This is a genomic window from Corynebacterium senegalense (assembly GCF_900411315.1).
In the GTDB taxonomy this organism is placed as follows: domain Bacteria; phylum Actinomycetota; class Actinomycetes; order Mycobacteriales; family Mycobacteriaceae; genus Corynebacterium; species Corynebacterium senegalense.
In genome coordinates, this window is record NZ_LS990887.1 from 59,914 (window position 1) to 74,895 (window position 14,982).

Below are 14,982 nucleotides of genomic sequence, written 5' to 3' on the forward strand. Positions count from 1 at the left end.
CGGGTCTTCCCGCGTCAGGCCAGCTTGTCGATCATCTTCTCCACCCGCCGCTGGCTCACCGGCTTCGCCGTGCCCAGCCGCTGGGCGAACAGGCTGACGCGAAGCTCCTCGATGCGCCAGAGGATCTCCTTGTAGGCTGGGGTCTTCTCCCGCCCGGGCGGCAGGCGGCGCAGCTTCGCCGCCAGCTCGGCCCGCACGGTGTCGACCACGGCCTGCCGGTCGGCGTCCCGGTCGGGGTCGAGGTTCATATCTTCGAGGCGGATGCGCATCGCGTTGATGTAGCGCGGCAGGTGCTGCAGCCGCTCCATGCCGTGGACGGTGATCGCGTGCTTGGGCAGGTAGAAGGCGAGCTGGGCCTTCATGTCCTCGATGGCCGGGCCCTCCCATGCGGCGAGCTCCTGGCTGATGCTGGCGTACTCCACCAGGGCGGGCGCGATGCCCACCACCGTCTTGCGCACTGCCCCGGGCACCTCGGGCTTGATGCGGCCGACGAGTGCTTCGAACTCCTCCGGCGAGCGGACCGGCCCTCCGTGGGCGAACATGAGGTCGCGGACGGCTGCGACTCGGGCGTCGTCGACGAGCCCGTCCGCCCCGCCGTGGGGGTAGTGGTCCACCGCCACTTTGTGGCGCAGGGGCAGGCCCTTGGTCATCTGGTTCGTGGAGACCGTGATCTCGCGCAGCAGCATCGTCAGCGTCGCGGTGACCATGGAGGCGTCTGCCGCCGCCTTCGTGGGGTGCACGGTGACCTTCACGCCCTCGGGCGTGACCTGCAGGGCCGGGTAGGCGTCGACGGTGTTGCCGTCGATCGTCGTCTCGACCTTCTCCGCCACCGTCCCGAGGGCGTCGCGGGTCCACTTCTGCACCGCCCCCGTCTCGGCGCCACGGCTGGCCTTGGACACCGAGGAACGGATCTGCCCCGCCCGCCGCGTCTTCAGGGCTCCCAGGTCCTTGTCCGTGTCGATAGTGTTCCCGCGCTTGTCGATCGCCGCGTAGGTGATGCGCAGGTGAGCCGGCAGGGCCTCGGGCCGGAAGTCGGTCGCGTTGATGCCCGACCCACCCAGGGAGCGCAGGACCTCTGCGAGCTGCTCGACGAGCGGGGAGGCGTGCGGGATGAGCTTGGGCAGAGCGCGGGCGGCGAAGTCCGGGGCGGGGACCACGGTGCGTCGCAGGGCCTTCGGCAGCGAGCGTATCAGCTCGGTGACGAGCTCCTCGCGCAGGCCGGGGACCAGCCAGTCGAAGCCCGCATCCTCGAAGCCGGCGAGCAGCGGCACGGGAACGTCGACGGTGACGCCGTCGAGGGGGTCGCCGGGCTCGAACTTGTAGCGCAGGTCGTAGTCGATGCTGCCCTGGCGCCAGGTGGCGGGGAAGGCGTCGGCCGAGGCGTCTGCGGTGTCGTCGATAAGCGATGCCGGGTCGAAGTCGAGGTAGGAGGGGTCCTCGTGGCGCTTCTTCTTCCACCAGGAGTCGAAGTGGCGCGCCGTGGTGACGCTCGCCGGCAGTTTGGAGTCGTAGAAGTCGAAGAGGGTGTCCTCGTCGACGACGAGCCCGCGGCGGCGCAGCTTCTCCTCGACCTCCGCGGCCTCCGCGAGGAGCGCCTCGTTGTGCTCGATGAAGGTGTGGTGCCGGTTCCAGTCGCCTTCGATGAGCGCGTGGCGGATGAACATGCTGCGCGCGGCCTCGGCGTCGACGCGGTGGTAGGGCACGAGGCGGTCGCGGACGATCGGCACCCCGTAGAGCATGGACTTCTGGTGCACCATCGCGGCGGAGCGCTTCCGCGACCACACCGGCTCGGAGTAGCTGTGCTTGAGCAGGTCCCCGGCGGCCTTTTCCACCCACTCCGGCTCGATGCGCGCCACGTCGCGCGCCCACAGCCGGGAGGTTTCCACCAGCTCGGCGGCCATGATGAAGGCGGGCGGCTTCTTCGCCAGGGAGGAGCCCGGGAACACGAGGAAGCGGGTTCCGCGGGCACCCTGGAACTCCTTCGACTCGCCGTCTCGCGCGCCGATGTTGGACAACAGGCCCGTCAGCAGCGACTTGTGGATCGCGTCGGCGTCGCGTTCCCCCGCCACGTTCTCCGCGCGCGACCAGCCCAGTTGCTTCTCGACGTCCCTCAGCTGCCGCACCAGGTCGTACCACTCCCGGATGCGCATGTAGTGGAGGAACTCCTTGAGCATCCGCTTGCGGAAGGCGTTGCCGGACAGCTCGTCGCGGGAGTCCTTGATGTAGTCCCACAGCTTGAGCGAGGAGAGGAAGTCGGAGGTGGCGTCCTTGAATCGGGCGTGCGCCTGGTCCGCCTGGGCCTGGAACTCGAGCGGGCGCTCGCGCACGTCCTGGATGGTCATGGCGGCGACGATGACGGTGACGTCATCGAGGACGCCGAGGCGGTTGGCCTCGACGAGCATGCGGGCCATCTTCGGGTCGACGGGAATGCGCGCGATGTCGCGGCCGATGTCGGTGAGCACGGGCGCGCCGTCGCGCTCCTTGTCGGTGGTGGCGCCGAGCTCGTGGAGGATGAGCAGGCCGTCGCGGATCGCCTTCGGGTCCGGGGGCTGGATGAAGGGGAACTCGGAGACGTCGCCCAGGCGCAGCGAGATCATCTGCAGGATCACGCTGGCGAGGTTGGTGCGCAGGATCTCCGGGTCGGTGAACTCGGGGCGCTGGTTGAAATTGTCCTCGGAGTAGAGCCGGATGGCGATGCCGTCGGCGACGCGCCCGGAGCGGCCCGAGCGCTGGTTCGCGGAGGCCTGGGAGATCTCCTCGATCGGCAGGCGCTGCACCTTCGTGCGGGTGGAGTAGCGCGAAATGCGCGCGAGGCCCGTGTCCACGACGTAGTGGATGCCCGGCACCGTCAGCGAGGTCTCCGCGATGTTGGTCGACAGCACGATGCGCCGGCCCGAGTGCGGGGAGAAGACGCGGTGCTGCTCGGCGTTGGACAGCCGGCCGAACAGGGGCGTGACCTCGACCCCGCGCCAGCGCTTCTTCTCGATGGCCTCCATGCAGTCGCGGATGTCGCGCTCCGAGGAGAAGAAGCAGAGGATGTCGCCCTTGCCCTCGCGCATGAGCTCCTCGACGGCCGCGACGACGCCGTCGATCATGTCGATGTCGACCTCCTTGCCCCCGACCTGCTCGACGAGCGGGCGGTAGCGGATCTCCACCGGATAGGTGCGCCCGGAGACCTCGATGATGGGGGCGGGCGTGCCGTCGGCGGAGGCGAAGTGCTCGGCGAAGCTCTCCGGGTCGATCGTCGCGGAGGTGATCACCACCTTCAGGTCGGGGCGGTGGGGCAGCAGACGCTTCAGGTAACCGAGGAGGAAGTCGATGTTGAGGCTGCGCTCGTGGGCCTCGTCGATGATGATCGTGTCGTAGGCGTTGAGGTAGCGGTCGCGCTGCATCTCCGCGAGCAGGATGCCGTCCGTCATGAGCTTGACGGCGGTGGTGGGCGAAACGCGGTCGTCGAAGCGGATGGCGTAGCCGACCGATTCCCCGATGTCCTGGCCCAGCTCGTCCGCGATGCGCTCGGCCACCGTGCGTGCCGCCAGGCGGCGCGGCTGCGTGTGCCCGATCACACCCCGCCGGCCGCGGCCGAGTTCGAGCAGCATCTTGGGAATCTGGGTGGTTTTTCCGGAGCCGGTCTCGCCCGCGATGATGACCACTTGGTTGTCGCGCAGCAGGTCCATGATGTCCTCGCGGCGCGCGGAGACAGGCAGCTGCTCGGGGTAGGTGATCTCGGGCAGGGCGTTGGCGCGGGCGTCGACAAGCTGCGCGGCGGCGTGGATGTCGGCGGCGATGGCCTCGAGGGCGTGCGGGGCGCGCGCCTTCTTCAGGCGGCGCTGGAACCGGCGCACCTCGCTCAGTGGCACCGCCTCGAGGCGGTCGTAGAGGTCGGCGCGGGAGACGGGGGTGGGGGAATCGTTCATATCTGCCGAACGATTCTAGCCCTTCAGGAGCGCTTCGCCCTTGTCCACCGCCGTGCGGTGGGCCTGCGTCACGTAGTCGCCGAGGACCCGGTACTCCGCGGCCCGCGAGGAGCTGGCCCGGCAGACGAGCCCAATGGTGCGCTGAGCGATGACAGTCTCGTCGAAGGTGGCCAGGCCGAGTCCCGGGCGGGTGCACTCCGTGGCGATCGCGGACGCCGGCACGAGCGTCGAGCCGAGGCCGGCAACCACCAGCTGCATGATCGTGGTCAGCGAAGACGCGCGGGTGGCGGACTCGGCGGTCGACGGGGGAGCGGCGTGGACGATGCGGCACAGGTCCACGATCTGGTCGCGCAGGCAGTGGCCATCGTCGAGGAGCAGCAGGTCCAGGTCCTCGAGCACGTCCAGGGTGAGGTCGTCGTGGCCGGCCGCCGCGTGGTCCTCGCTGGTGACAACGATGAACCTCTCGTCGAACAGCTCGTACTCGACCATGCCCGAGGTGTCCGTGGGAACGGCGAGCAGCGCGATGTCGATCTGCCCGTCGCGCAGCTGCTGCATGAGGTGGTCGGTCTGCTCCTCCACAATCCGGGGCCGCAGGTGCGGGTGCGCCTCGAGAGCGAGGCGAAGGAACTCGGGCAGGATGTACGGAGCGAGCGTGGGGATGATGCCGATGCTCAGCGGCCCGGACAAAACCCCCTGCGCCCCGCGGGAGCGGGAGACGAAGTTGTCCGCCGCCTCCAGCGTCGCCTTGGCGTACGGCAGGAGGCTCTCCCCGGTCGGGGTGACGATGACCTTGCGGGTGGAGCGCTCGATCAGCTGGATCCCCAGGCCCGTCTCGAGCGCCACGAGGGCCTGCGAGAGCGAGGGCTGCGAGATATTGAGCTTGTTCGCCGCAGTGCCGAAGTGCCGGTTCTCGGCGATGGTGACGAAGGTGCGGAGCTGCGCCAGCGTCGGACGGTATTCCTTATTGCCCATGCCTATGACAGTACAAGACGCCTATAGGCGGAGGGCAAAAACGGTAGTTTTCCTTCGAAACATATCGGTGAAACATACCGTCTGCGGTTTTGGCTTACTTCTGCACGATGCGCAGTTCGCCGAGACGCACCTCCCCGGCCGCGTCGGAGGCGTCGAGGTCGACGGTGCCGTGAAGCTGGAAGGAATTGTCGCCTTCGGGGTCGTGGAAGATCTGCACGACCTCCCACACGCGCCCTGACTGGTCGGCGAGGCGGAAGAACTCCGGCCCGCGCGCGTCCGGGCCCAGCAGCAGGTCGTCGTACTCGTCGAAGTAGTCGTCCATCGCGCCGGGCCAGTCGGGCCGCGCGTCGGGGTCCAGGTAGTCCACCATCGCCTCGAGCTGCTCCTCTTTTTCCAGGGCGAACAGCTCGACCATGCGGAAGAAGTAGTTGCGCACCATGATGGTGAAGGCGCGGCGGTTGGCGGTGAGCGCGGTGGGGTCCTCCACGCCGAAGGCGAGCTCCCGGTCGAGCGCCTCCTGCGAGATGGGGGAGTCCTCGTCGGCCATGTGCGCCCACTCGTCGATGAGCGAGGAATCCACCTGGCGGATCAGCTCCCCGAGCCAGGCCACGATGTCCCCGACCTCCTCGTTCATGTACGCCTCGGGGATGGAGTGGGACAGGGTGCGCCACGCGTCGGTGAGGTAGCGCAGCACCACGCCCTCCGAGCGGGCGAGCCCGTAGGTGGCGATGACATCGGAGAAGGTCATGGCGTGCTCGATCATGTCGCGCACCACGGACTTGGGCGAGAGCTCGAACTCGCGCGCCCAGGGGTTGCCGGAGCAGAAGGTGTCGAAGGCCTCATCCAGCTCGTCCTCCAGGGGCTTGGGGTAGGTGACCTCCTCGACGATGGCCATCCGGTCCGTGTAGTCCACCCCCTCGGCCTTCAGCGCCGCGATCTCCTCGCCCCGGGCCGCCGACTGCTGGGCCTGGAGCAGCTGCCGGGGGTCGTCGAGGATCGCCTCGAACGCCGAGATGACGTCGAGGGTGTAGGTCTCCGACTCCGGGTCGAGCAGGCTCAGAAACGCGAGGGCGAAGGGAGACAGCGGCTGGTTCAGGGCGAAGTCACGGTCGAGTTCGGTGGTCAGGGTGTAGGGGCGCATGGCGGGGGAGTCCGGGGTCCGCTCGACGACGCCCGCGTTGACCAGCCCCCGGAACAGCTCCACCGCGGTGAGGATGTCGCGGTTCTGCTTGGCCCGCGTGTCGTGGTTCGTCCGCAGCAGGTGCTTCATGTGCTCGTAGCCGTCGCCGGGCCGGGCCACGACGTTGAGCAGCATGGAGTTGGAGACGCGGAACTGGCTGCTCAGCTCCTCCGGCTCGGCCTCGGTGAGGCGCAGGAAGGTCTTCTCCGACCACGAGACCTCCCCCTCGCGCGCGGACTTGGCGCGCAGCTTCTTTTTCTTCTTCGGGTCGTCGCCGGCGCGGCGCCGCAGCTTCGCGTTCTCGATCTCGTGCTCGGGGGCCTCCACGACCACCGAGCCCTCCGTGTCGTACCCGGCGCGGCCGGCGCGGCCGGCGATCTGGTGGAACTCGCGCGATTTCAGGATGCGCTGGCGCGTGCCGTCGTACTTGGCCAGCCCCGTCATGAGCACCGTGCGGATCGGCACGTTGATGCCCACCCCGAGGGTGTCGGTGCCGCAGATGACCTTGAGCAGACCCTGCTGGGAGAGGCGCTCGACCAGGCGCCGGTACTTCGGCAGCATTCCGGCGTGGTGCACCCCAATGCCGCGGCGCAGCAGCTTGGACAGCGTCTTGCCGAAGGTGGTGGTGAAGCGGAAGTCGCCGATCTCGGCGGCGATCGCGTCCTTTTCCTCCCGCGTCACCATGCTGATGCTCGTCAGCGCCTGGGCCCGCTCCGTCGCCTCGCGCTGGGAGAAGTGGACCACGTAGATCGGCGCCTTGCCACCGTCCAGAAGCTCCTCGAGCGTTTCGTGCACGGCAGTGAAGACGTAGCTGAAATCCAGCGGGACGGGGCGCTGCGAGCCGCCCACATAGGTGGTTTCCCGGCCCGTGCGCTCGGTGAGGTCGCGCTCCAGCCACCCGGTGTCACCGAGGGTCGCGGACATGAGGAGGAACTGGGCCTTGGGCAGCTCGAGCAGCGGCACCTGCCACGCCCAGCCGCGGTCCGGCTCGGAGTAGTAGTGGAACTCGTCCATCACCACCTGGTCGATGGAGGAGTTCTTGCCCTCCCGCAGGGCGATGTTGGCCACGATCTCCGCGGTCGCCGCGATGATCGGCGCGTTACCGTTCACGGTGGCGTCACCCGTCATCATGCCGACGTTCTCCGCCCCGAAAATCTCGCACAGCGCGAAGAACTTCTCGCTCACCAGCGCCTTGATCGGGGCGGTGTAGAAGGAGCGCTGCCCGCGGGCCAGCGCGATGAAGTGCGCCGCGTTGGCCACCATGGACTTGCCGGAGCCCGTCGGGGTGGCCAGGATGACGTTGTCACCGGCCAGAAGCGCCAGCGAGGCCTCCTCCTGGGCGGGGTAGAGGGAGATGCCGCGCTCCGCGGTCCAGGCGGTGAAGCTGTCCCAGACGGCCTCGTCAAAGAGGGCCTCGGGGACGTTGTCGAGGTCGGTGAGCATGTCGGCGAGAGTCACGCCCACCACCGTAGCCGACGGCCCCGACACGGCGGCCGGGGCCGCAGGGGTTAGCTGGGCTCGCTGGGCTCGCCGGGCTCGTCGCCGTTGGCGTCGTCAAGCGTGTCCGTAGAACCGTCGGAGGGCAGGCCCCGGTTGCGGTCGCGGTCCTCGATGGCGGCGAGGAAGTTCTCGAAGGCCTCTCCGATCTCCTCCCCGGACGGGGTCTGCGCCTCGCCCGGCATCATCGCGTTCGGGTGGCGCTCCCGGTAGTCCTCCATCTCGCGGTCGTAGTGCTGCTCGAGCGCGGCCACGACCTGGGAGATCTCCTCGGAGTCCGCCGTCTGCTCCGCCAGCTGGCGGGCGACGCGCTGCATGTCGCCCTCCAGCGCACGCAGCGGGAAGGACAGACCGGAGGCGTCCGAAACCGACTGCAGCAGCTGGTAGGTCGCGTGCGGGTAGGGCGAGGCGGCGACGTAGTGGGGAACGTGGGCCGTGTAGCCCGCCACCGAGCGTCCGCGGCCGTGGAGGACCCGCTCGATCATGATCGCGGCAGAACCGGGCACGGTGACCATGCCGTCGAAGGTGTACATCGCGCCGACGAGGTCGCGGTCGTTGCCGTGGGCCGACACCACCAGCGGGCGCGTGTGCGGGGCGCCCATGGGAGCGGCGTAGAGGCAGATGGTCTTGTCCACGTCAAAGCGCTCGACCAGATCCGCCACGGCGTCGCTGAACGCCTCCCAGCGCAGGTCCGGCTCGGGGCCAGAGAGAAGCAGGAAGGAGGTCCCCTCCTCGTCGCGCAGCACGCGCATGTCGAGCTGCAGGCTCTCCATGTTGGTGATCTCGTGCTGGGCCATCGTCACCGTCGGGCGGCGCGAGCGGTAGTCGATGAGCTCGTCGTTGCTGAAGGTGGCAACGGGGTGCGACTCCAGGGCGGCCTTGAGGTGGTCGGCGGCTCCCTCGACGGCGTGGCCCGCGTCTGCGTAGCCCTGCATGGCGATGACGAGGGTCGGGCGGTGGGACGCGCCTTCGCCCACGGCGGGAGCGGGGTACTCCAGCTCGTACATGTGACGGTCGTTCTGCGTCATGTCTCAACCTCCTGGGCCTACAGTCTATGCGGGGCGTTGCTCCCAACAACGATGTAAGCCGGTCAAACATTCCCGTAAAAGAATCCATCTTGCCGGATGCGGCCCTCCCGCGCCACCGCAGAGCCCCGCCCGGCCGCCCCGTCTGTGGACAACCCGCGTCTGTCCACAGTTTTGCCGTTGTATCGACCCCGCCGGAGCTTCTCGACGGCGCGCCCCGGAACCACGCGTCGTGCGGAGCTGTCTGAACAAATATGGATAATGCCGCCTTCGCATCCGATCGCCCATCCGACAGCTCATCCGACCACCCGCCCACCACCACCCCCGGCGACCTCATCGCCGCGCTGCCCGGCATCCTCGGCTTCTACCCGCAGGAATCCGTCGTCCTCGTCGGGCTCGACCACCACAGCGACACCCGCTGCGCGACCCTCGGCCCCGTCATGCGCGCCGACCTGACCCACGCCGTCGAACTGTGCGACGCGCTCATGGGCCTGCCGGATGTCGCCGACCTCGCCGTGTACGCCGTCATCGTCAGCCGCATCCCCGATTCCGAGCTCGTGCGCGACGCGACGGAGGCGCTCTTCGACGCCGAGAACAGCCGCGGCTTCATGCTTGTCGACGCCTGTTGGCACGTCTCGGAGATCGCCACCGGCACCCCCTACGACATCGTCTTCGGCCCCGCCCCCTGCGCGCCGGGGGAGGAACCCCTCGAGGACCACTGGGTGCGCGGCACCGTCGCGTCGGTCATGTCCTCTCCCGCCATGAAGGCGCTGCTGGACAACGGCGTCCTGCCCGAGCTGAGCCGGGAGGACACCTTCCGCTACTTCGACCCGCTGCCCCCGGAGGACGACGCGGACGCGGAGAACCGCGAGGCCCTGGCCCGGGTGGCGTTCTCACGCGGCGTCGAACTGCAGGACCGGATCATGCGCGGGGACCGCGGGGCCCTCGCCGCGGCCGCCGAGGCGTGCCTGGTCGTGCACGGGGCGCCCGAACGGCCCCTGCTCGCGCCCTGGGACGAGGCGTGCGGCCACGACCTGCTCGGCGAGGAGGAGGACAGGCTCGCCGTGGCCACCATGCTCGCCCGCAGCAGGCTGCGCGACCGGCTCATCTCGGACGCCCTGACGAGCCCGCTGCCCGCCGCGCACATGATGATCGCCGTGGCCAAGACCTTCGGCGGGGTGATCCGCGCCAACGCCCTGTGCGTCTGGGCGATCATCGCGGTGGACCGCGGGCTCGTCTCCTGGGCGGTGGCCGCCCTCACGGCAGCACAGATCGAGGTGCCCGGGCACTCCTTCTCCGAAGTGCTCATCGGGGTGATCCACGTGGGCAAGCACGATGAGCTCACCGCCGCCGTGCGCGAGGGGAGCATCTCTCCCTGGAGCTAGGTGGGCTCTACCCGCGCCGGGCGGCGTGGGAGCGGTCGCCGAGCTCGGAGGTGAACGCCCAGGCGTCCTCGACGATGCGCCGCAGGTTCGTGCGCGTCGGGTTCCACCCGAGCTCGGAGCGGATCTTGTCGGAGGAGGCGACGAGCACGGCGGGATCCCCGGCGCGCCGCGGCGCAACCTCTGCGGGAATCTCGTGCCCGGTGACCTCGTGGCAGGTATCGATGACCTCGCGGACCGAATAGCCCTCCCCGGAGCCGAGGTTGAAGATCCGGTGAGTGCCGGTCACGTTGCTCTCCAGGGCCAGGAGGTGGGCGTCCGCCAGGTCGGCGACGTGGATGTAGTCGCGCACGCACGTCCCGTCGGTGGTGGGCCAGTCGTCGCCGAAGATCATGATCTTGTCCCGGTAGCCCAGCGCGACCTGGAGGACCAGCGGGATGAGGTGCGTCTCCGTCTTGTGGTTTTCACCCGCGTGGCCGTGCGCGCCCGCGACATTGAAGTAACGCAGGCTGGTCGCGCCGAGTCCGTAGGCGGCGCAGTAGGAGGCGATGGCGTAGTCGATCGAGAGCTTCGTCGCCCCGTACGTGTTCGTCGGGCGCGTCGGCGCGTCCTCGGTGATCGGCACCGCCTCGGGCTCGCCGTAGGTGGCGGCGGTGGAGGAGAACACGAGGTTGTTCACGCCGTGGGCCCGCATGGCGTCGAGAAGCTCGAGCGTGACCACGAGGTTGTCCTGCCAGTACTCCTGCGGCACCTCCATCGACTCGCCGACGAGCGAGCGTGCCGCGAAGTGGATCACACCGTCGTAGCGGTCCCGGGTGAGCCCCTCGTCGATCACGTCGCCGATCCTGCCCTCCACGAGGCGGGCGCCCGCCGGCACGGCGTTGCGGTTGCCGGTGGAGAAATCGTCGATGATGGTGACGTCGTGCCCGGCGTCGAGCAGCACCGTCGCGCAGACGCTGCCGACGTAGCCGGCGCCGCCGGTGACAAGGAGTTTCACGGAAAAACCTTTCGTCGGGGGTGTTTCGGGGTGAGGTTTAGGCGGGGGAGACGCGCAAGGCGTGCATGAGCTCCTGGCGCAAAAGGACGCGCTTGCCGCTGTCGCCGGTGATGGCGATGCAGCCGGCCTCCGGGTCGTTTTCGAGGGTGACCACCGAGTCCACCCCGATGCCCGCGTTGTTCAGCGCCGCGAACTGGACGTGATCGAGCTGGAGGATCTCGCTCATCTGCACGATCTTGACCTTCACCGGGGCGTCGAGCTCGAGGTCGCTGGCTCGCTCGCCGAGGTCGATCGCGCCTGGCTCGTCCACGCCGAGCTCGCCGAGTGCGGGGATCGGGTTGCCGAAGGGGGAACGGTAGGGGTTGTCCAAAACGGCAACCACGCGCTTTTCCACCTCCATGCTCATCACGTGCTCCCAGCGGCACGCCTCCTCGTGGACCTGGGTGAGGTCCAGCTGGAGGACGTCGGTGAGGAGCCGCTCCGCGAGGCGGTGCTTGCGCATCACGGAGGTCGCGCGCTCGCGGCCGAGCTCCGTCAGCGACAGGGAGCGGTCCTCCTCGACCACAATCAGGCCGGCGCGTTCCATGCGCGCCACGGTCTGCGACACCGTCGGGCCCGACTGGTCCAGCCGCTCGGCGATCCGGGCGCGCAGCGGGACGATGCCCTCTTCCTCCAGCTCGTAGACGGTGCGGAGGTACATTTCGGTGGTGTCAACTAGGTCGCGCACGATGTTCATCCTTACCTGAAAACGCTATTCCTGGCGCCGCGGGGAAACGCGGCACCAGGTGGGCTGCCCATCACTTCACTATAAACGGCCCAAATGAAGAAAAGCACAGCCTATCGTAGCCGACGGGTTCGGCCGGGGCTGTGCTTTCTCCGGGCTTTCTCCGGGCTTTCGCCCGCGGGGTCGGCGGACAGGCGCCGAGGAGAGCTACAAGGCGTAGTCGCGGAGGCGATCCGCGCGGTCGCCGACGCGCAGCTTCGCCATCACCTCGCGCTCGATCTGGCGCACACGCTCGCGGGAGAGACCGAACTGGCGCCCGATTTGGTCTAGGGTGCGGGGGACGCCGTCGTCAAGCCCGTAGCGCAGGCGAATCACGTCCTGCTCCCGCTGCTCGAGGCCGTTGATGATGTCCTGGATGTCGTCGTGGCGCAGCGTCGAGACGACCGCGTCCTCGGCGTCGGTGGCCTCGGCGTCCTCGATGAAGTCACCCAGCGGGGCCTCCTCGTCCGCGCCGACGGGCATGTCCAGGCTCACCGGATCGCGCGACTGGCGCAGGAGCATCTCGATCTTGGACTCCTCGATGCCCGACTCCTCCGAGAGCTCCTCGTTCGTGGGTTCGCGGCCGAGGGACTGGTACATCTCGCGGCGGATGCGGGAGAGCTTGTTCACCTGCTCGACGAGGTGGACCGGCAGGCGGATGGTGCGCGACTGATCGGCCATGCCGCGGGTGATGGCCTGGCGGATCCACCAGGTGGCGTAGGTGGAGAACTTGAACCCCTTCGCGTAGTCGAACTTCTCCATCGCGCGGATCAGGCCGAGGTTGCCCTCCTGGATGAGGTCAAGCAGCGGCATGCCGCGGCCGGTGTAGCGCTTGGCCAGCGAGACGACGAGGCGCAGGTTGGCCTCGAGGAGGTGGGCGCGCGCCTTGCGGCCCTGCTTGGCCAGGATCTTGTAGTCGCGCTTGCGGGCGCGGGTGAGCTGAACCTCCGGATCATCGAGCAGGTGCTGCGCGTAGAGTCCCACCTCGATCTGCTGGGCGAGCTCCACCTCCTGCTCCGCGTCGAGTAGCGCCGTCTTCCCGATGCCGTTGAGGTACACGCGGACGAGATCCGCGGAGGGGTTGTCGTTCGTTTGGTTTCGGCGGCTGCCGCGGTCGACGTTTTCCTCTCCGTCGACTGCCTGAGCATGATCCGGTTGAGTCATGTGTGCGTGCCTCCTAAAACGATGAGTTCCTATCAGCCCAACGCATAAGCGCCCGCTTTTGTTCCCGGGTCCAGGTTCAGGCGCGATTAAGATTCAACGAGTACGGTGAACGGGCCCTCGTTGACGCTTTCCACCCTCATCATCGCGCCGAACCGGCCCTCCTCCACGTGGATGCCGCGCTCGCGCAGCTCCCCAGCGATCTTCTCGATCACCGGCTCCGCGACTTCCCCCGGCGCCGCGTTCGACCACGAGGGGCGCCGCCCCTTCGCCGTGCGGCCCATCAGGGTGAACTGGCTGACCAGCAGGACGGGGGCGCCGGCCTCCTCCACGCTGCGCTCGCCCTCGAGGATGCGCAGCTCCGCGATCTTGCGCGCCACCACGCGCCACGCGTCCGGGTCGTCCTCGCGGCCCACGCCGACGAGGGCGAGCACGCCGCCTTCGGGGCAGTCGATCGATCCGACGACCTCCCCCTCGACGGTGACGGAGGCGCTGGAGACGCGGGTCAGTACGGCTTTCACGGGCAGTTCCCTTCCTCTCGGTGGTTGGTGGTGCGCGGCGCCGCCGCTAGGCGACGACCTCGGCGATGTCCGCGGGGACGACGAGGCCGTGGCGGACCAGGTCGACGACCGCCGCCGCGGCCGAGGCGGCGAACGCCTCGCTGTCGACGCCGTTGGAGACAGCCCACAGGTCCACCACGTCGCGCAGCGGCAGCCCCTGCGGGTGCAGGCCCGCCACGATCGCGCGCAGCCCGGCGTCTATCTCGTGGCTGAAGCGCGGCCCCTCGGTGCGCGTCAGGCGGATCACGCGCGGGGTGAACCCCATGCCCGCCTCGTGGTCGGCCACGCCGACCTCCTCCACGGCGACGCCGGGGCGGACGAGGTAGCGGGCGTCGAGGACGGTGTCGGTGGTGGCGTCGCGAAGCCACGCGGCGCGCTCGAAATACTCGGCCACCTCGGGGGCGAGCGGGTCGGTGAACGGCTGGGTGAGCTCCTCGGCCGTGATCTCCGTGGGGGCGTCGCCGATGTCGCGGAGGAAGACCCAGCCGAAGCCGATGGCGCGCACGCCCTCGTCGCGGAAGTGGCGCAGCCAGCGCAGGGTGCGCTCGACGCCCTCCCGGGAGCGGGGATCGATGGATTCGTCCCTGAGCCAGGTGGAGACGTACATCCCGGGGTCGACGACATCGCGCTGCAGCACCCAGGCGGACACGCCGCGCTCGGGGAGCCAGGACGCGACGCGCTGGCCCCAGCTCTGCTCGGCCGTGTGCACCCACGCGCCAAGGATGTGCGCGGTGCCGCCCGGGGCAAGGTGACCCGGGGCCTCACCCACGACGAGCTCCGTCGCGCCGTCGAGCGAGAGCCCCGAATCGCGGTAGACGTGCCCGACCTCGGGCAGGCCCACCACGAAGGGCGGGTTCGCCACGATGCGGTCGAAGCGCTGCCCGGCCACGGGCTCGAACCACGCGCCCTCGCGCAGCTCCACGTTGCCCACGCCGTTGCCCGCCAGGTTCGCCTCCGCCAGCTCGAGCGCCCGGCGGTGCAGGTCCGTGCCCACGACCCGCTGGGCGCACGCGGACTGCGCTATCGCCTGCACCCCGGAGCCGGTCCCCAGGTCCAGCACCGACTCCACCGGCGAGCACGGCACCGCCCCGAGCAGGGACAGCGAGGCGGAACCGACGCCGAGCACGTGGTCGGGGCCGGGGACGTGAGCCGTCGTAGAGGCGTCCAGGTCCGAGACGATGAGCCGGTTCTCACCCGCGATGACGTGGGGGCGCACGTCGAGCGCGACCTGCACCTCGCCGGACGGCAGCCGGGTGGCGAGGGTGGCGTCGAGAAGCGAAAGGGCGAGGCGGGAGCCGAGCAGCTCCGCGAGGGCCTCGGCGGAGATCGGCTCGCGCAGGAGGAAGAAGCGGATCAGGCGCGAAAGCTCCGAGCCGTCCGCGCACGCGGCGAAGACGACGCCGGGCTCGCCGCGGTAGAGCGCCTCCGTGGCGTCGGGGCCGAGGTGGGCGGAGACGGACTCGTTGGTGAAGCCGGCGGCGTCGAGCGCGGCGCGCAGCTCGGCGACGGCGGCGGGCAGGGAGGGCAC

The 14,982-nt window shown here is 69.3% G+C and carries 10 protein-coding genes; 1 reads left to right on the forward strand and 9 read right to left on the reverse strand.

What is annotated here, in order from left to right; genetic code table 11:
* Nucleotides 1-14: 14 nt before the first annotated feature.
* The 4 genes from hrpA to DYZ02_RS00310 all read right to left on the reverse strand — a co-directional run bounded on the left by hrpA (nucleotide 15) and on the right by DYZ02_RS00310 (nucleotide 8,594).
* Complete coding sequence (gene hrpA / locus DYZ02_RS00295; protein WP_115684485.1) at nucleotides 15-3,917, reverse strand: ATP-dependent RNA helicase HrpA; 3,903 nt, start codon at nucleotides 3,915-3,917, stop codon at nucleotides 15-17.
* Nucleotides 3,918-3,932: 15 nt separating this feature from the next.
* Complete coding sequence (locus tag DYZ02_RS00300) at nucleotides 3,933-4,889, reverse strand: hydrogen peroxide-inducible genes activator (protein ID WP_115684486.1); 957 nt, start codon at nucleotides 4,887-4,889, stop codon at nucleotides 3,933-3,935.
* Nucleotides 4,890-4,983: 94 nt separating this feature from the next.
* Nucleotides 4,984-7,512, reverse strand: a complete 2,529-nt coding sequence (locus DYZ02_RS00305; protein WP_115686290.1) for a DEAD/DEAH box helicase — start codon at nucleotides 7,510-7,512, stop codon at nucleotides 4,984-4,986.
* A 65-nt stretch (nucleotides 7,513-7,577) separates the two neighbouring features.
* Nucleotides 7,578-8,594, reverse strand: a complete 1,017-nt coding sequence (locus DYZ02_RS00310) for a PAC2 family protein (protein ID WP_115684487.1) — start codon at nucleotides 8,592-8,594, stop codon at nucleotides 7,578-7,580.
* 251 nt (nucleotides 8,595-8,845) lie between these two features.
* On the opposite strand from DYZ02_RS00310, the gene DYZ02_RS00315 reads away from it, so the two are divergent.
* Nucleotides 8,846-9,976, forward strand: coding sequence for a DUF4192 domain-containing protein (locus DYZ02_RS00315; RefSeq protein ID WP_115684488.1), 1,131 nt, complete (start codon nucleotides 8,846-8,848; stop codon nucleotides 9,974-9,976).
* Nucleotides 9,977-9,983: 7 nt separating this feature from the next.
* On the opposite strand, the gene galE is transcribed toward DYZ02_RS00315, so the two are convergent.
* The 5 genes from galE to DYZ02_RS00340 form a co-directional block, all read right to left on the reverse strand.
* Nucleotides 9,984-10,970 carry a UDP-glucose 4-epimerase GalE gene (gene galE / locus DYZ02_RS00320; protein WP_115684489.1) on the reverse strand — a complete coding sequence of 329 codons (987 nt, stop codon included), beginning with the start codon at nucleotides 10,968-10,970 and terminating at the stop codon, nucleotides 9,984-9,986.
* Between the two features lie 37 nt (nucleotides 10,971-11,007).
* Nucleotides 11,008-11,697 carry a metal-dependent transcriptional regulator gene (locus DYZ02_RS00325; protein ID WP_115686291.1) on the reverse strand — a complete coding sequence of 230 codons (690 nt, stop codon included), beginning with the start codon at nucleotides 11,695-11,697 and terminating at the stop codon, nucleotides 11,008-11,010.
* Nucleotides 11,698-11,901: 204 nt separating this feature from the next.
* Nucleotides 11,902-12,897: a sigma-70 family RNA polymerase sigma factor gene (locus DYZ02_RS00330; protein WP_115684490.1), complete on the reverse strand. Its 996-nt coding sequence runs from the start codon at nucleotides 12,895-12,897 to the stop codon at nucleotides 11,902-11,904.
* An 86-nt stretch (nucleotides 12,898-12,983) separates the two neighbouring features.
* The gene (dtd, locus tag DYZ02_RS00335; protein ID WP_115684491.1) at nucleotides 12,984-13,415 is read right to left on the reverse strand and encodes a D-aminoacyl-tRNA deacylase; all 432 of its coding nucleotides are present in this window, start codon (nucleotides 13,413-13,415) and stop codon (nucleotides 12,984-12,986) included.
* A gap of 46 nt (nucleotides 13,416-13,461) precedes the next feature.
* Nucleotides 13,462-14,982 carry a N5-glutamine methyltransferase family protein gene (locus DYZ02_RS00340; RefSeq protein WP_115686292.1) on the reverse strand — a complete coding sequence of 507 codons (1,521 nt, stop codon included), beginning with the start codon at nucleotides 14,980-14,982 and terminating at the stop codon, nucleotides 13,462-13,464.